The following is a 15,459-nucleotide window of genomic DNA, read 5'->3' on the forward strand; positions in this document are numbered from 1 at the left end:
CCGGAGAGCTCCTCACAACGCCTTCACCAGGCGTTCATAGTGTCGAGGATTTGCCCTCTGGCCATCCACAATTCAGCAGACCAGTACGGCCACGAGTGAATTCCGGCGGGCGGAAAGCTGTACGTCGCTGGGATTCCCAAGGATTTCAGACGAATCTCGAATGCACGCGCATGAACCCACGAGAGCGCCTCGAGTCCCATACCCGTCGCCGTGTGGAAGTACTCGATCGGCGCAGACGGATGGTCGTACGGTCCCGGGATGCCATTGGACGACGAAATGTACATCGACAGTCCGCGAAGCGATTCCGCGTTGACAAATGGGTCGTTGCGAAGCCAACCTGACGACCACGGCGGGCCCCACATCGAGTCGACGTTGTACCGCCCGGCATCGAACATCGCTACCCTGATCGCTTCACGCATGCCCGGCCCCGAGATGTTGATGTACCCGGAGAGCGAGCCTGCGAACTTGAACTGGTCACGATGGTGCCCAGCCAGGTTCAATGCCGCGCTACCACCCATCGACAACCCGATGATCGCGTTGTTGGTAGGCGAAACACCGTACCCTGCAAGAAAGTCTGGCAACTCACGAGTGAGAAACGTTTCCCACCTGTACGTTATCGGCTGGGCATTGAAGTTCGACGGCGCGTACCAGTCCGTGTAGAAACTCGACTCTCCACCCACCGGCATCACCAAAGTGATGTTGTCGTTGCGGTACTGATCGAGTGCGTTCGTTTCGAAACTCCAAGCATTCCTGTCATTTTGCGCGCGAAGACCGTCGAGCAAGTACAACGCGGCGTTGCCGCCCCTCGCGGCCCACTGCACCTGAACCTTGATGTTTCCCATCGAAGACGGGACCCACAACTCGTCGTAGCCACCCCATGGCGCCGAGTGAGCCGGAGTAACGCCACGGGCCGGGGCCGCAGTCGCCGCAGTTGGACCGAACATACCGCCGAGAAGGAGTATCGACAACAACGCCGCTACGAGCACCCGCACACTCCGTGTATTGCGTTCGGGCAACGTGAATTTGATTCTCTGCAAGGTTGTGTCTTTCCCCGAAACTGCGCATGAAGAAACTGCTCCGGTAAGTGCATTGTCGGTTCCACTGTCGACGTGTTTGTCCCTTTGTAGGGTCCCCGGTGTTACAAAGTCGAGGTCATCGCAGCAAACGGACAACTGTCATGCCGAGCGAATCCAGGTGGCGAAAAGCACAATTCACGAAGCACGCTGTCTGCGCTCACTCAGCCGAGCGACGAAGCGATCGCGTCTCGCCCAGCAGCAGCACAAGCTTGGTCCTGCATTCCGTCTGGAGCGCCACCGACACCGATACCGGCGATCGACCCGGCCCCAGCCTTCAATGTGACTCCACCTGCAAGGAAGAGAGTGCCGGGAAGGTCGGCGATGGTCGATCCTTCACCTTTGGTACGCTGCGAGAGGTCACTGGTGTCGGCTCCGAAAGCTGCAGAGGTGTATGCCTTCTCGCGTGAGGCCTCAACCGTGTGCTGGGCCGCGTTGTCGCCGCGCACCATGGCGATGACATTTCCCGAACGGTCGACGACGGAGACGGTGACGAATCCGAGACCGTCGGCGCGGCATTTTGCCAGCGCTGCACCGGCAGCCGTCACTGCTGCGTCGGCGCTGAGTCGATTCTGAGTGACAACCGCCGAATCTCCGCTCGCAGCAGGCTACTGCGCGTTGATCGCGTTCCTCGTGACGATCTCCGACATCGAACTACTCAATATCGGAGCCGCTTTCTGGGGGCTCGTGTTCGGGGTCATCGCCTCGCGCATGTTCGAGCGTGGCGACTACCCCTGACATGCGAACATTCGCATACCCGACTTTGACAATCATTTACATTAAGCGGTAAATCTATACCCATGCATCTCAACACCCGAATGTCGCGGCGCCTCACGCTTGCCACGTCAGTAGGCCTCTCACTCGCCCTCGTTACGGGCTGCTCGTCCGACAACAAGGACTCCGCCCAGTCCGAAACCACGACCACGACGTCGGCCGCACCCACCGAACAGGCCTCGGCAACACCACGTCTCGCAGTGTCGTACGACGGCGGCGTCCTGGTGCTGGATGCCACCTCTCTCGACGTGGTCGGTGAGACCGAGATCGACGGCTTCACCCGACTCAATCCGGCCGGCGACGGTCGCCACGTCATGATCTCTGCCGGCGAAGCGTTCAAGGTTCTCGACACCGGCACGTGGTCCTCGGCCCACGGTGACCATTCTCATTACTACACAGCCGATCCCGCGATATCCGAGGTCGAGTTCGCAGCCAACGAACCCGGACACGTCGTGCGCCATGCCGGAAAGACAGTTCTCTTCAACGACGGCTCGGGACTGGTCGAGATCTTCGACCCGATTCAGTTGGCAAAACGCCAACCTCGCGTCGAGACGTACACCACCCCGGAACCCCACCACGGCGTTGCCGTCGCACTTGCCAACGGAAGCCTGTTGACGACAACCGGAAATTCGGAGTCCCGCGACGGCATTGCCATCCTCGATGCCGACCGCAAGGAAATCCTGCGCAACGAACAGTGCCCGGGTGTCCACGGCGAAGCAGTAGCCGCAGGTGAAGCCATCGTGCTGGGCTGCCAGGACGGTTTGCTCGTGTACAAGAACGGAGCGATCACCAAGGTACAGAGCCCCGATGCGTACGGCCGCATCGGCAACCAGGCCGGCTCGGAGGACTCGGACGTCGTTCTGGGTGACTACAAAACCGACCCGGACGCCGAACTCGAACGCCCGCAACGGGTCTCCCTGACCAATACGACAACGTCGGAACTCAAGCTCGTCGACCTCGGCACCAGCTACACCTTCCGCTCACTCGGACGCGGTCCGCATGGTGAGGCCCTGGTGCTCGGCACCGACGGAGCCATCCACGTCATCGACCCGAACACCGGCGTCGTCACCAAGAAGATTTCCGTCATCGACGCATGGACCGAGCCAACCAAGTGGCAAGAGTCCAGGCCGGCACTCTTCGTAGAAGACCACACCGCCTACGTCACCGACCCTGCGTCGAAGAAGCTGATCGCAGTCGACCTCGAGGGCGGCAGCATCCTGACCGAGACCACCCTCGATCACACCCCGAACGAATTGACCGGCGTCACCGGCTGATTCCAACCCTCACGTCGGCCCCCATCTCACCGAGATGGGGGCCTGAGCCGTCCTCGTGCCTCTGACCAGGCAATCTCGATGCGCAGGTAGACTGTACGGTCCGTTAGTCCTGCTAGAGTCGCTTCAATGCATTCTTGCCGCACGTCCTGACCACCATCCGCAACAGTAGCTTGTTACTCCGCCCTGGGATGGCGATTCTGTGTGCCTTCATGGGGATTCGCGACAGCCGAGTCCCTATCTGACCACTCACCAGAATCCACCTTTGGAGTACGTACATGAGAAACTTTCTCGTCACCGGAGCCACCGGAAACCTGGGCGGCGCTGCGCTGCGCATCCTGCAGGCACATACCGGATCGAACACCCACGCATTGGTCCGAAGTACTACCCGAGCCGATGCACTCGGCCGTCAGGGGATCAATACGCGAGTTGGCGACTACACGGATCGCGCGAGTTTGCGGACCGCGTTCAGTGGCATCGACGGACTGCTGTTCGTATCAAGTCCGGCGCTCGATCCGAATGTCAGAATCGACCAACACAAAGCTGTTGTGCAGGAGGCAGTCTCGGCAGGCGTCGAGCACATCGTGTACACAAGTGCGATGGGAGCGCAGCACGATTCCGGTCATCACACTACGGAAATCGAGCTGCAAGAGATCGGTGTGAGCCACACTGTCCTCCGCAATGCGCTCTACTCGGATGCATTTGCTGCCAAGGCAATTCATGACATGAAATCAGGCCCCATCGTTTCCGCCGGCGCGGGAAGCACTCTGGTCACCTCATCCATTGCCGATCTCGCCGAAGCGGCGGTCATCGCACTGACAACCCGGCCTGCCAAGCAGTTGTGGGAGCTTCGAGGCCCTGCCTGGACTTTCGATCAACTCGCCGAATCGGTCTCGGCCGAACTCGGTAGGACGATCGAGCACCGCGAGGTAGGCGATCTCGAAACCGGACCCTTTGCTGTGCTCTTTCCGCTGATTCGCAAAGGGATCTTCAGCGAAGAGTCCGATGACCTGGCAACCCTGCTACGACGCGCGCCTCAGCCAATCGAAGCCGTTGTCACCCAGCTCTGCCAGAGCTGAGCGATGAGCAGGACCACGACTGACCGCAACACGAGTAAGCGTGGAATAGCCCTCTGTAGAGGTTCGTTGTAGAGAGTGTCGGTGTTCGATTCTTTGCCCCGGGTACTACCGAAAGAAATGCCGCTTCGAGCGGCCACTTGCCGAGAGGCGCAAGACGGGCACCGACGCGCTGGAGCCGCTGGACACCTTTCGGTGCCGGCGGCTTCGTCGTGTCCGGGGTTGGACCTCGGTCCGTGACGGTCGAGGTCCACGATGTCGACCGGCGAATCTGCAATAGCCGAAAACGCGTGGTTTTCCTACCGGAGGGTAGACAATCAATCATGCGCCAAAGCAGCCATGACCATCCCTCTACCGGCAAGGCCGATAGGGCGCTCCGATGGCTACTGCTGGCATGGGGCCTTGGCAACTCTGTGGTGTGGTGGATCCACCTTTCACGGCGAGGCAGTCGCGCAGTCGAGACGTCACTGATACAGCCGGGCCCGTTCGGGGAGCGCACCTGGCTCGATATGGGAGGTTTCCTCGCATACTTCTCGGCCGCAACCTTGTTGATCATCGCGATTTGGTACGTAGTGGCTCGCAGGTGATCCGCACCTATAAAGTCCGTGCCATGGACGCCCTTTCACAGTCCGAACGGAAGATTTCGCTAGAGACCGATCGACCTCGTGTCCCACCGCATCGTCGGATCGATTCCGATGGTCGACCCACCGTCGCAGACATCGAGGACCAGATTCGCAGTCGCTCACATCAATTCGGTCTATTGGCGGTGGAATGTAAAGGATCCCATGAGGTCATCGGCTACTGCGGCCTGATCGAGCCTGAGCACGGACCTGACGGAGAGCCTGACTGGCATTCGAATTGCTCCGCAGGACATGGCGTCAGGGATATGCGACTGAGGCCTCATGGGCGGTAATCCAGTGGGCGCAGGCATCAGGCTATCGCCGTCTGTGGGCCACAGTCCGTGACTGGAACGGTGCTTCTCGCCAGGTGCTGGCAAAACTCGAATTCGTAGAGCCCGACCGTGTGGAGCCTGACGCAATCCACGGGGACTTACTGTTCACGACAAAAGAACTTTGACTGCCTCGGCTACACAGAACTCGACGCCGCCATGACGAAGGTGCTGCGACGCGGTGACACCGCACGCGCGCCGCAGCACGGGGAGTAGCTAGGCCGGGTTTTCGCCGGCGGCGACGTCGAGGATCCAGGTCACCCCGAACGCGTCGGTGAGCATGCCGAAACCTGGGCTCCACTCCGCGGCGGCAAGCCCCTCGATGACGGATGCACCGGCAGTGAGTTTGGCCCAGTAACCCTGCACCTCTTCGAGGGTTTCACCTCGAACGGAGACGAAGAACGGTTGGTCGGTGATCGTCGTGCCGTTCTCACGGTGCGTCGAGCCTGCGTTGCCGGCCGAGCCTCCCGACTGTCCTGGGATGTCGTACGCCATCACGCGGAAGCCGTCCGCGGTGTCGACCTTGCCGAACACGACGTTCTCAGCGCCGGGCACATCCTTGGGCATCCCGAAGTCGCCGTAGGTTGCAATCGTGACCTGGCCACCGAAGACGGACTGGTAGAACTCCAGAGCCGCGCGGGCGTCTCCGCGGAAGTTGAGATGGGTCGTTGTCTTGATGCTCATGTCTGCTCCTGGTAAGAATGCCGCCCGAGTTTCCCGGACTACGTCCACTCTCACAGCCATATAGGACTGTTTTCGTCCTAGACTCGTCGTAGTCTCACGACATGGCGACCACCACTCGGCTCTTGAATCTGCTGTCTCTCCTGCAGACCCGGCGCGACTGGCCAGGCGCCCTACTCGCCGAGCGACTCGACATCAGCCACCGCACGGTCCGCCGCGACATCGACCGGCTCCGGGAGATGGGTTACAGCATTGCGGCGACTATGGGCCCCGACGGCGGGTACCGACTCGACGCCGGCAGCGAGCTACCTCCCCTGCTGTTCGACGACGATCAGGTCATCGCACTGGCAGTTGCGCTGCAGGCGGCGACCCTGACCGGCGTCGGTATCGAAGAGGACGCAGTGCGAGCGTTGACCACTGTGCGGCAAGTGATGCCGTCGCGTCTGCGTCATCGCCTCGACTCACTCACGTTCACCACGATTTCGGCCGGTTCCGGCGACGCAGGCTCCGTGTCCCCAGAGGTGCTCGTAGCAATTTCCGCAGCGGTTCGCGCTCGCGAGGTGCTCCGCTTCGATTACTCGAGCGGCAGCTCAACTGACAACGGCGAGGCAGCGCCCCCACGGCGGGTGGAGCCACATCATCTGGTGACTTCCAAGCGTCGCTGGTACCTCGTCGCGTGGGATCTCGAGCGAGGCGACTGGCGAATTTTCCGCGCCGATCGCATCACTCCACGCGCCCCGAACGGCCCACGGTTCGCACCGAAGGAGATCCCCGGCGGTGACGTAAGCGAATACGTGTCCGCGCGATTCAAGGGATCGGAACATGTCAACAGGTGGCCGTGCCACGGCAAGGTCATTCTCAATCGACCAGCCAGTTATGTTCTTCCCTTTGTCGAGGACGGCGCCGTCGAAGATCTTGGCCCCGAGCAGTGCAGCCTCGAAGCCGGATCATGGTCCTGGATAGCACTGGCAGCCTCCTTCAACCGATTCGACACCGACATCGATGTCGTCGGCCCGGCAGAACTGACCCGCGCTTTCGCGCAACTCGCCGCCCGCAATGCCGCGACTGCTGCGAGTTAGTCAGTGGTCCCTAGCCTCGTCGTTAGGCGTCGAGGTATGAGGCAGTGAGATCCAGCTCTCCAACGCAACCGTGCGCCGGAGAGTTCGTGATAGCTTTCAAGTCCTCAGAGGACCTGAGGACTTGAAGACCTGAACGAAGGGATGCCCAAGTAGATGAAGAAGGGGCAAGTTGCATTTCTCACCGGCACACACGTCGTGAACGATCTGTACCAGGGGGCTGTGCCTGCACTGTTGCCGTTCATGATGCTGGAACGCGGATATTCCTACTCCGCAGTCGCCGGAATCACGCTCGCCGCGACCGGACTATCCAGTGTCGTTCAACCCGCATTCGGCATGCTGGTCGATCGAAAGAGTCGGAATTGGCTGGTACCCACAGGTTTTGTGACGGCCGCCGCGGGCATTGTCGTGGCAGCGATGAGCACCACCTACATCGTCACTTGGCTGGCAATTGCCGTGGCAGGCATCGGCATTGCCGCATACCATCCGCCCGCTACGAATTTGGCACGCGCGGCTGGAGGTCACGCACAGAAAGCCATGAGCGTGTTCTCCGTGGGTGGCACGTTGGGCGCCTCGCTGGCGCCGCCGTTTGTCACGCTCGTGGTTGGCTCACTCGGATTGTCCGGCGGCTATCTGCTCGCAGTCCCTGCAGTGGTGGCGGCGATTTGGTGGATGGTCGCCCGATCACGATCGGCCAACACAGGCGCGGACGTCGAATCAGCCCAGTCACTGAGTGCGCAACTCGCAGCGAACGGTCCCGTGTCAGACGATTGGCGCTCGTTCACCCGACTCGTGCTGGTAACGGTCTGTTGGTCAATTCCGTACGTGACCACACTGTCGTTGGTCTCACCGTACGTGCTCAACGGACTGAACGGATCGTCCTCGAGTGCTGCAATCGTGTTGTCCTCCTTCACATTGGCAGGAGCGGCCGGAACGCTGCTGGGTGGAGTCCTCGCGGACCGTCGTGGTCGACGCGCATCCATCCGACTCGGCTACCTGCTTGCGGTACCTTCACTGGCACTGCTCGCCGCTGCCCCGAACGTGGCGATTGCCGAACTGGGAATCGTCTGTCTCGGATTCGCTATGTTCCTGCCCTTCGCGCCACAGGTGACGTTGGCGCAGGACTACCTACCGAACCGCCCCGGCACAGCAAGTGGAGTGACACTCGGACTCGCGATGTCTGTGGGAGGCATCGCATCTCCGCTGTTCGGCTACCTGGCAGATCACTTCGGACCGCGCATGGCGATCGGGGCGACAACTGCAGTGCTGTTCGCCGGCGCCGTCATCGCATTCACCTTGCGCGATCGACGCCTCGACCCGGAGGACGAGACGGAGCGCGAACTGGACGTCATCGCCCTTCGATAAGCCGACAGACGGCACCGTAGTCTGAAGATTCATCGGAGGACATGAAGTATCACTCGGTGAGCCGCTCCACTGCGGTTCACCGAGTCAGTCAGGAGCAGACACATGGCAGTGCGCCAGGTCAAGCAGCAGTCGCTGGTACAGAAAGCCGCGGACGAACTGGCTCGCCTCATCGGCGATGGCGAGTGGCCGGTCGGGACGAAAATCCCGAACGAGCAGGATCTGAGCACACTCCTCGGAGTCGGGCGTTCGACCGGCCGGGAAGCCGTGCGTGCACTGATTGCGTCGGGACAGCTCTACTCTCATCAAGGATCCGGCACCTACGTCATGTCCTCGACACCGGTCACAGAACTCGAGCGAGAGCTCAAACGCTCGGACCGCCGCGAAGTCTACGAAGTACGCAGACTTCTGGAAGTGGAAGCGGGCCGCCTGGCTGCCATGCGTCGGACCTCCGCCGATATCGATACACTACGGGCGGCGCTCGATAGCCGCGAAACTGCCTCGACACCAATAGAATTCGTTGATGCTGACATGGAACTGCATCGCGCCGTGGTGAATGCAGCACACAACAGCGTGTTGTCAATGGTGTTCGATTCGTTCATCGAGACCCTACGAAACTCGGCCCTGGACGTGATCACCGACGTCACTGCCCGAAACCCCGAATCCCTCGACGACGAAGCCGCTGCGCACAGAGATCTGGTGGAAGCCATCGTCGCGGGTGATGCCGACGCTGCCAGCGCGGCAACACGCAGGAACATGGACGGGCTCGACTGAGCCTCTCTATCGTTGTCAGACATGACGTCCACACCGCTCCCTCCACGTGAACTCCGGATCGGCCTGTCCGCCATCGCGTGACTCAACCTGATCTCCGCGGCTCATCGGGATGGCGGGCCCGACCATCGGCGGTGGAATGGGCCTGCCTCCGGAGTGGATCGAAGGAACCGTCTTTCCTTCCTGCTTCTGGCCCGGCATCGTCCTCGGCGCAGTCGTGGGCGGCGTCCAGGCCACCGCACTCTTAGCCCAGCACAACAGGTTCCGTCTGGCGTGGGGCCTGCACGCCGCCGCCGGCCTGACCATGATGATCTGGATCTTCGTCGAGATAGCCATGATCCTCGCCTGGTCGCCACTGCAAGGCATCTTCTTCACCACCGGACTCGTCCAGACGATCCTCGCCGTCCTTGCACTCGGCGTCTGGCCTCACCCTTTCCTCCGACGAACCGAGAAGTGACACCGTCGATCACGAATCAGATTGGGGCAGTATATAGTTCGGCCCCTAACTTCCGACATCCATTGGTTGAGTCGTCCAGATCCTGACGTTCGCTCGTGGTACCAATTCGATTGGCACCGTTCGAACACGGTAGGTTCGCGGTATGTCTGACGTCTGCACTGTGACCGGATCGATCGCACCGTCGACGTTGGGGAAGGTGCTCTTTCACGAGCATCTTTTGATGGTGCTTTGCGGACCGTGGCAGAGCGGTCGTCTGGTCGACCGCGAAGAGTTGGAGCAACTACAAGTCGATGCTGCAGTCACCGCGCTGTAAGGCCTTCCAGCGCTGGGATTCGGCACAGTTGTAGACCTGAGTCCCTACGGAGACGCCGGCCGCAATACCTACGGCGACAACGTACGACTGCTGCGGCAGATCGCCGAAAAATCCGGCCTCAACATCATCGCCGGCACTGCAACGTACCGTCTCGAGTTCAGCCCACAATGGGTTGTCGATGCCGGTATCGACGAGCTCACCGCTCGATTCATCGCGGACGCGCAGAGCGGGATTGCGGGATCCGGAATCCGCGCCGGAATCCTCGGCGAACAGCCCACCAGCGAGGACGCCATCACCGACCACGACGAAAAGGGGCTTCGTGCTTCGGCCCGCGCGGCTATCGCGACCGGACTGGCACTGGCGACTCACACGACGCACGGCACCATGGCTCTCGAACAAATCGAGATTCTCGCCGACGAAGGAGTCGACCTCTCACGCGTCGTGATCGGCCACATGGACAACCACACCGACCTGGATTACGTGCGGCGCGTTCTGGACCGCGGAGTCTGCATAGGATTCGATTCCATCGGAAAGCAAGTTTGGGACGCCCGTCAACCCAGGCAACTCCCCACTGCCAACGGCGAATTCAGCAAGCGCGCACTCTTTCGCTCGGACAACATCCGTGCGCAGTGGCTCGCCGCACTGATCAGCGAGGGCTACCAGGACCAAATCGTTCTGTCTCACGACCTCATCGGAGCGCAGGTACCGCTGAACCCCGAGACACACGGCCAACGCGGGTACACCTACCTCGGGACCACGTTCACTCAGATTCTTCTCGACCACGGCGTCAGTACGACCGACCTCGACTCTCTCCTGCACAACAATCCCGCTCGACTCCTGACCGTCAACTGAAGTCTGTTCAGCCGATGAGGTCTTTCGAAAAGTTCAACGAGTCGAAAGACTTGTTCGCTACGAGTTCCAGCTGTCTCTGTGTTGCACCGCCTCGGGCGCGCTGGAACATGCCTTGGATGACTACACCGATGAACTCGGCAAGGTCTTCGGGATTGGTATCAGCGGGCAAGAGTCCGTTGGCGGTCGCGTTCCTCGCCGGCCCAGTTCGGTAGGTCGACGGCCAGGTCATATACGTCAACGGCGGCGTGATCTCACGAAGCTGTCCCCTAAGGACCACACCTTGCGATTTCCGACAAAACAGTCAAATCAGTCGACTTTGGTTGTAATGTGCAAACAATGGGAAACCAGGATCGAGGGTCCGCTCGGACGTCACGACGACAGTTCATCAGCGTTGCAGGGCTGGCGGCAAGCGCCGTCATAACCCTCGCGACCTCGTCGACCGCCAGCGCCGCCGGCCCCACAGCGCCCAATCCCGGTTCGCGGGTCGGCGATCCTGCAGAAGCCCAAGCGGTACAGCGCGTCGCAGAGACACTGCTGAACAGCGGAGTTCCCGGTCTTGCCTTCGCCATCGTCAAACCGGATGAGAAGAACCGCGAGGCGAGTGTCACCACTACCTACCACTACGGTCAAGCCGACGTCGAAAACGGCGTGAGAGTCACTCCACGAACGCAATTCGAGATCGCCTCGGAGACCAAGACCTTCACCGCTGCGCTACTGGCGAAACTGATCGCTCGGGGAGACGTCGGATTGGACGACCTGGCGAGCAAGTATTCGGATGGCAACCCGCTACCGAAAGGCAGTGGCGGAGAGGAGATCACGCTTCGCCAACTGGTCACCCACCGTTCCGGTCTCCGCGACGACCCGCCCAATCTTTCGGCAGGGTGCGCCGATCCCACACAATCGTGCACGGACGAGAAGGCGAAGTACACCAGAGACATGCTGTGGGAAGGCCTCGAGGACCCCCGCGCCCTGGAGTTCTCCCCCGGTGGCCACTGGCTGTACTCGGACTTCGGATTCGGCCTACTCGGCACACTCATCGCAGACAAGATCATTCCAGGACAGGAAAAACCGCCCTTCGCGGCGGCAGTCGCCCGCGAAATCACCGACCCTCTCGGAATGATGGGTACCGTGATCGAGACCAAAGCAACCGATCTGGCCGTTCCGTATTACCTCGACGGCGCAAGAGCGCCTCTGTGGAACAACACGGGTGCGATCGCAGGTGGAGGTGGCCTGGTCAGCACCGCCGAGGACATGTCGATCTGGGCCGCAACAACTCTCGGCTACGGAAACAGTCCGCTCAAACCAGTCCTGACCTCGCTGCTCGAGCAGATCGCCACCCAAGGCCCGGAAAACCCGGCCTTCGGAATGGGCATGGCGTGGCAACTCCAACCGCCGACGCCGAACTTCCCGCAACGGTTCGCCATGAAGAACGGTGACAGCACGGGATCCAACTGCATCACCCTGTTGGTTCCCGACAGTGGCTGGTCGATCACAATTCTGGCGAACGGTGGAAACGCGGCGATGATCGATCCGGTAGCAGTGAACCTGATGCATGATCTGGTTCCGAGACGACCGATATTCGGTAGCTCGACCGGAAGTTCGTCGGGCAGCGATGCCGGCTTCCACACCGGGTCATTCGGATAAACCCCGCTTACCTACGGGCGCTACATCTTCGTCGAGCGTGCCATCACGAAGCAGTAGAGCCCGTAAGTGATGATGCCCAATCCGGCAAGGATCAGCAGGGCGACTCCGTACGGCTGCGCACCAAGCGTCTTGAACGCTCCGTCGAGGCCGGAGGCCTTGCCAGGTTCGGAGTTGTTGACCGCGAGAATAACCAGAATGCCGACCGCGGCGATGGCCAATCCCTTGGCGACGTACCCGACCGTTCCGAGTCGGCGCACGAAGTTGCTGGGGGTGCCTTTGAGATCATCCAGGAAGTTCTGGCTCGCGCCCTTGTACACGTGGTACAGACCAACGGCGATGATTGCGATTCCGCCGATCACCAATGCGATAGTCCCAAGCGTGTTCTCCATCAAACGTGCCGTGATACCCGCACTCTGACCACTGCTCGACTTACCGCTACCGCGCGCGAATCCGAATGCAGTGAACGCAAAACCGAAATAGACGAGCGAGATGCCCAGAGCTTTCGCGCGATCGAAGAACTCCTTCTTCTTGTCATCCGAGGACGGCGACGACGAGCTTCCCAACGCCGCTTCGGCCAATCTCCACAACGCCATGGCAAGGAAGGCGACGACGCCGACCCACAGAGCGAAGACGCCCCCCGGTTTTCCTGCCAACTCGGCCATCGCACCCGATTGGTCCGCAGACCCGGATCCACCGAGAGCAACGCGGATCGCGATATATCCGATCAGCAGGTGAACGACACCGCTGACGATGAAACCTGCCCGGGCAAAGCGCTCGAAGACGTTGTTTTGTGCGACGTCAGCCGCCGTCGACGCGACGCTTTTCTGGTCCTGCGGTGACGATTCTTTGTTCATCATGATCGACGAACCATATACGGACCGTCGCTACCCTCGAACGCGTGCATCAAGGGTTGCGAGGGTTCTGATCCGGCGTCGATCGCGGTTCTTCCGGATTGGGGACCTTGGGGTTGGGGACCTTGGGGTCGATCGTGTCTGCATGATCTCTTTGCTGGTTCAGTTCCTCGCGAGAACTCGTCGCCTCTTTCCGGTGTTGCGCTGCATGGTGTTGCAGCGCAGACGCTTCCGCCGCTTTGGCGTCGGCCTCTGCTTTCACCATGCGCGCCTTGGCTGCTGTCTCTTCTGCCCGCGCCTCGCGCTCGCCGACTTGCAGCGACTTGTCTGCGACGTCTTCGCGGATCTGTTCTGCCTCGATGTGTCGACGCTCGTCACGTCTGTTCCGCGCCACCCACAGGAGTGCGGCCACGATCGCTATCACCACGACCACGGCAACAATTATCCAGATAATGCTGCTGGTACTCATACTGCGAGAGGTACCCACCTGCGACTTTCTCACACACAGGCACACAAATACGCCGAATTACAGGTCGGTCGGATGTGTATTGGCTCCGCACAACACCACGCACAGTTCACCGCCGGACGGCTGCGTAACCGTTCCGTTCAGAACCGGAACCAATGCTGCTGCGGTTCCCAACTCCACCAGAATCCGGAACTCCCGCCACAGGAATGCCCGAGCCTGCCGGATCGAATCATCGTCGACCACAACACTGTTTACCGAACTCTCATGCAGTGTTTCCCAGGCGATGGCGCCAATGCGTGTGGCCCCCAAAGAGTCCCCGGCGATGCTGTTCACTTCGATGTCGACCGGGCGACCCGCATCGAGCGAGGTGTGCAAGGTGGCAGCCCCGGTCGGCTCGACGGCTGTCACTTGATCTTCGGGACGCGCCGCCGCGACGATTCCAGAGACCAAACCACCACCGCCGACTGCAATGCAATACGTGATCGGTCCGGACGCCTCGTCTTCGATCTCGAGAGCGATGGTGCCGGCCCCACTGACGATGTCGGGCAGGTCGTAGGCGTGCAGTTCGAGCGCGCCGCTCAAGCGTGCAATGTCCGCTGCAGCGGCAGCAGCGAGTGCGTAGCGGTCGCCTACCTTGTGAACGGTGGCGCCCAACTCCCCGAGCGCCTTCACCTTTGCATCGGGCGCGGTCTCCGGCACCACCACTGTGCATGTGAGCCCTCGTCGCCGCGCCGCCCACGCGGCCCCGATCGCAGCATTGCCGCCGGACGCGATCACCACGCCGGCATCGGGCATGGTGCCGTTGGCTACAGCTCGTTCCACTGCATTGAGACTGCCGCGCACTTTGAAAGAACCGCCGTGCTGGAGGTACTCGAGCTTGAACAGAACCGGCACTTCACCGTGTGCCGTCGGCAGCGCAGTTCGAAAGATCGGGGTACGCCGCGCCAACCCTGCGATACGAGTCCGTGCGGCTTCGACGTCCGAGCGCTCGATTGCCAGCGGACCTGCGTTGTTGTCGGCGGTGAGAGTCATGCACCAACCCTACGGTTCGCAACATCGACACGAAGCAGTCGGCCCACCGTCATCAAGATGTCTGTTTTTCACCAATTACTGCCTGCATCTGACCGAGACATCGGCCTTCCAGGTGAATAAATTTACTACTACAAGCACAACGACGACATCAAGGAAAGGCACACGCCATGTCGAAGATCGCAGTATTCGGTGGAAACGGTTTTGCAGGAAGCGCAATCTCGAAGGAAGCCACTTCACGCGGCCATGAGGTAACCGTCGTCGCCCGCAGTGCGCAGTCCGGAACTGACACGAATGTCGTGCAGGGTTCTGTTCACGACAACACGATCGTGGAGCAGGTCACGGCGGACAACGACGTCGTTGTCGTTGCCATCCCCGCCCGCGAGATCGACGGCAAGCGCCTGCTCGACGCCGTCACTCCCCTCGCAGATGCCGCCGCACGCAACGGTGCTCGTATTGCAGTAGTCGGTGGCGCCGGCAGCCTGTTGGTCGCCGAGAGCGGGCCACGCGTCGTCGACACCCCCGACTTCCCGGACGCATACAAGGGTGAGGCGCTCGCTCACTCCGACGTGCTCGATGCGCTCCGCGCGACTGACAGCAATGTCGACTGGTTCTACGTGAGCCCGGCCGCAGCATTCGGCGCCCACGCGGGCGTCGCTCCGAAGGGATCCTTCCAGGTGGGTGGCGACATTCTCCTGACGGACGCCGAGGGCAATTCCGCTATCGCGGGCGAAGATTACGCACACGCTTTTGTCGACGAGATCGAGACTCCGGCTCACCGTCGCCAGCGTTTCACCGTCGCACACTGAGCATG

The 15,459-nt window shown here is 61.1% G+C and carries 17 protein-coding genes and 1 pseudogene; 11 read left to right on the top strand and 7 right to left on the bottom strand.

Annotated elements, in window-relative coordinates:
* Positions 1–23 precede the first annotated feature (23 nt).
* Both QM716_RS17895 and QM716_RS17900 read right to left on the bottom strand, forming a co-directional pair.
* Complete coding sequence (locus tag QM716_RS17895) at positions 24–944, bottom strand: alpha/beta hydrolase (protein ID WP_283305490.1); 921 nt, start codon at positions 942–944, stop codon at positions 24–26.
* Between the two features lie 293 nt (positions 945–1,237).
* Positions 1,238–1,669 (bottom strand): annotated as a pseudogene (locus tag QM716_RS17900) (GlcG/HbpS family heme-binding protein); the annotation flags it as partial.
* Here QM716_RS17900 and QM716_RS29395 point away from each other — a divergent pair.
* The 4 genes from QM716_RS29395 (at position 1,650) to QM716_RS29400 (ending at position 5,271) form a co-directional block, all read left to right on the top strand.
* Positions 1,650–1,811, top strand: a complete 162-nt coding sequence (locus QM716_RS29395; RefSeq protein WP_283305352.1) for a benzoate/H(+) symporter BenE family transporter — start codon at positions 1,650–1,652, stop codon at positions 1,809–1,811. The pseudogene QM716_RS17900 and the gene QM716_RS29395 overlap by 20 nt on opposite strands.
* A 62-nt stretch (positions 1,812–1,873) precedes the next feature.
* Positions 1,874–3,121: a zinc metallochaperone AztD gene (gene aztD / locus QM716_RS17910; RefSeq protein ID WP_283305353.1), complete on the top strand. Its 1,248-nt coding sequence runs from the start codon at positions 1,874–1,876 to the stop codon at positions 3,119–3,121.
* A 275-nt stretch (positions 3,122–3,396) separates the two neighbouring features.
* Positions 3,397–4,197, top strand: a complete 801-nt coding sequence (locus QM716_RS17915; RefSeq protein ID WP_283305354.1) for an NmrA family NAD(P)-binding protein — start codon at positions 3,397–3,399, stop codon at positions 4,195–4,197.
* An 855-nt stretch (positions 4,198–5,052) separates the two neighbouring features.
* Positions 5,053–5,271 (top strand): GNAT family N-acetyltransferase, encoded by a 219-nt coding sequence (locus tag QM716_RS29400; RefSeq protein ID WP_502942074.1) that lies wholly within the window; start codon positions 5,053–5,055, stop codon positions 5,269–5,271.
* Positions 5,272–5,359: 88 nt separating this feature from the next.
* Here QM716_RS29400 and QM716_RS17920 read toward each other — a convergent pair whose 3' ends face one another.
* Positions 5,360–5,827 carry a VOC family protein gene (locus QM716_RS17920; protein ID WP_283305355.1) on the bottom strand — a complete coding sequence of 156 codons (468 nt, stop codon included), beginning with the start codon at positions 5,825–5,827 and terminating at the stop codon, positions 5,360–5,362.
* Positions 5,828–5,928: 101 nt separating this feature from the next.
* Here QM716_RS17920 and QM716_RS17925 point away from each other — a divergent pair, with 101 nt between their 5' ends.
* The 5 genes from QM716_RS17925 (at position 5,929) to QM716_RS17945 (ending at position 10,655) form a co-directional block, all read left to right on the top strand.
* Positions 5,929–6,903, top strand: a complete 975-nt coding sequence (locus QM716_RS17925) for a helix-turn-helix transcriptional regulator (RefSeq protein ID WP_283305356.1) — start codon at positions 5,929–5,931, stop codon at positions 6,901–6,903.
* 153 nt (positions 6,904–7,056) lie between these two features.
* A complete protein-coding gene (locus QM716_RS17930; RefSeq protein ID WP_283305357.1) occupies positions 7,057–8,265 on the top strand; it encodes an MFS transporter in 1,209 nt (402 codons plus the stop codon).
* A 102-nt stretch (positions 8,266–8,367) separates the two neighbouring features.
* Positions 8,368–9,036 carry a FadR/GntR family transcriptional regulator gene (locus tag QM716_RS17935; protein WP_283305358.1) on the top strand — a complete coding sequence of 223 codons (669 nt, stop codon included), beginning with the start codon at positions 8,368–8,370 and terminating at the stop codon, positions 9,034–9,036.
* A gap of 109 nt (positions 9,037–9,145) precedes the next feature.
* Positions 9,146–9,490 (top strand): hypothetical protein, encoded by a 345-nt coding sequence (locus QM716_RS17940; RefSeq protein WP_283305359.1) that lies wholly within the window; start codon positions 9,146–9,148, stop codon positions 9,488–9,490.
* A 439-nt stretch (positions 9,491–9,929) separates the two neighbouring features.
* A complete protein-coding gene (locus tag QM716_RS17945) occupies positions 9,930–10,655 on the top strand; it encodes a phosphotriesterase family protein (protein ID WP_283305491.1) in 726 nt (241 codons plus the stop codon).
* A 7-nt stretch (positions 10,656–10,662) separates the two neighbouring features.
* Here QM716_RS17945 and QM716_RS17950 read toward each other — a convergent pair whose 3' ends face one another.
* The gene (locus tag QM716_RS17950; protein ID WP_283305360.1) at positions 10,663–10,932 is read right to left on the bottom strand and encodes a hypothetical protein; all 270 of its coding nucleotides are present in this window, start codon (positions 10,930–10,932) and stop codon (positions 10,663–10,665) included.
* Positions 10,933–10,991: 59 nt separating this feature from the next.
* Between QM716_RS17950 and QM716_RS17955 the strand changes: the two genes are divergently transcribed.
* Entirely contained in the window at positions 10,992–12,299 is a 1,308-nt protein-coding gene (locus tag QM716_RS17955) for a serine hydrolase domain-containing protein (RefSeq protein ID WP_283305361.1), read from the top strand.
* A 20-nt stretch (positions 12,300–12,319) separates the two neighbouring features.
* On the opposite strand, the gene QM716_RS17960 is transcribed toward QM716_RS17955, so the two are convergent.
* From QM716_RS17960 to QM716_RS17970, 3 genes are read right to left on the bottom strand one after another with little or no spacing between them, the layout of a single operon-like run.
* Positions 12,320–13,156, bottom strand: a complete 837-nt coding sequence (locus QM716_RS17960; protein WP_283305362.1) for a DUF1206 domain-containing protein — start codon at positions 13,154–13,156, stop codon at positions 12,320–12,322.
* Between the two features lie 46 nt (positions 13,157–13,202).
* Positions 13,203–13,619 (bottom strand): hypothetical protein, encoded by a 417-nt coding sequence (locus tag QM716_RS17965; protein ID WP_283305363.1) that lies wholly within the window; start codon positions 13,617–13,619, stop codon positions 13,203–13,205.
* Positions 13,620–13,676: 57 nt separating this feature from the next.
* Positions 13,677–14,648 (bottom strand): serine/threonine dehydratase, encoded by a 972-nt coding sequence (locus QM716_RS17970; RefSeq protein WP_283305364.1) that lies wholly within the window; start codon positions 14,646–14,648, stop codon positions 13,677–13,679.
* Positions 14,649–14,815: 167 nt separating this feature from the next.
* Between QM716_RS17970 and QM716_RS17975 the strand changes: the two genes are divergently transcribed.
* A complete protein-coding gene (locus tag QM716_RS17975) occupies positions 14,816–15,454 on the top strand; it encodes an NAD(P)-dependent oxidoreductase (RefSeq protein WP_283305365.1) in 639 nt (212 codons plus the stop codon).
* The last annotated feature ends 5 nt before the right edge of the window (positions 15,455–15,459 follow it).

Origin of the sequence: Rhodococcus sp. IEGM 1409 (assembly GCF_030056735.1) — a bacterium.
Taxonomy (GTDB): domain Bacteria; phylum Actinomycetota; class Actinomycetes; order Mycobacteriales; family Mycobacteriaceae; genus Rhodococcus_F.

Excerpts from the sequence above, each read along its gene's own strand:
- QM716_RS17895 (WP_283305490.1), bottom strand. The coding sequence starts at position 944 with ATGTTCGGTCCAACTGCGGCGACTGCGGCCCCGGCCCGTGGCGTTACT.
- aztD (WP_283305353.1), top strand. The coding sequence starts at position 1,874 with ATGCATCTCAACACCCGAATGTCGCGGCGCCTCACGCTTGCCACGTCA.
- QM716_RS17915 (WP_283305354.1), top strand. The coding sequence starts at position 3,397 with ATGAGAAACTTTCTCGTCACCGGAGCCACCGGAAACCTGGGCGGCGCT.
- QM716_RS17920 (WP_283305355.1), bottom strand. The coding sequence starts at position 5,827 with ATGAGCATCAAGACAACGACCCATCTCAACTTCCGCGGAGACGCCCGC.
- QM716_RS17925 (WP_283305356.1), top strand. The coding sequence starts at position 5,929 with ATGGCGACCACCACTCGGCTCTTGAATCTGCTGTCTCTCCTGCAGACC.
- QM716_RS17930 (WP_283305357.1), top strand. The coding sequence starts at position 7,057 with ATGAAGAAGGGGCAAGTTGCATTTCTCACCGGCACACACGTCGTGAAC.
- QM716_RS17935 (WP_283305358.1), top strand. The coding sequence starts at position 8,368 with ATGGCAGTGCGCCAGGTCAAGCAGCAGTCGCTGGTACAGAAAGCCGCG.
- QM716_RS17940 (WP_283305359.1), top strand. The coding sequence starts at position 9,146 with ATGGCGGGCCCGACCATCGGCGGTGGAATGGGCCTGCCTCCGGAGTGG.
- QM716_RS17955 (WP_283305361.1), top strand. The coding sequence starts at position 10,992 with ATGGGAAACCAGGATCGAGGGTCCGCTCGGACGTCACGACGACAGTTC.
- QM716_RS17960 (WP_283305362.1), bottom strand. The coding sequence starts at position 13,156 with ATGATGAACAAAGAATCGTCACCGCAGGACCAGAAAAGCGTCGCGTCG.
- QM716_RS17965 (WP_283305363.1), bottom strand. The coding sequence starts at position 13,619 with ATGAGTACCAGCAGCATTATCTGGATAATTGTTGCCGTGGTCGTGGTG.
- QM716_RS17970 (WP_283305364.1), bottom strand. The coding sequence starts at position 14,648 with ATGACTCTCACCGCCGACAACAACGCAGGTCCGCTGGCAATCGAGCGC.
- QM716_RS17975 (WP_283305365.1), top strand. The coding sequence starts at position 14,816 with ATGTCGAAGATCGCAGTATTCGGTGGAAACGGTTTTGCAGGAAGCGCA.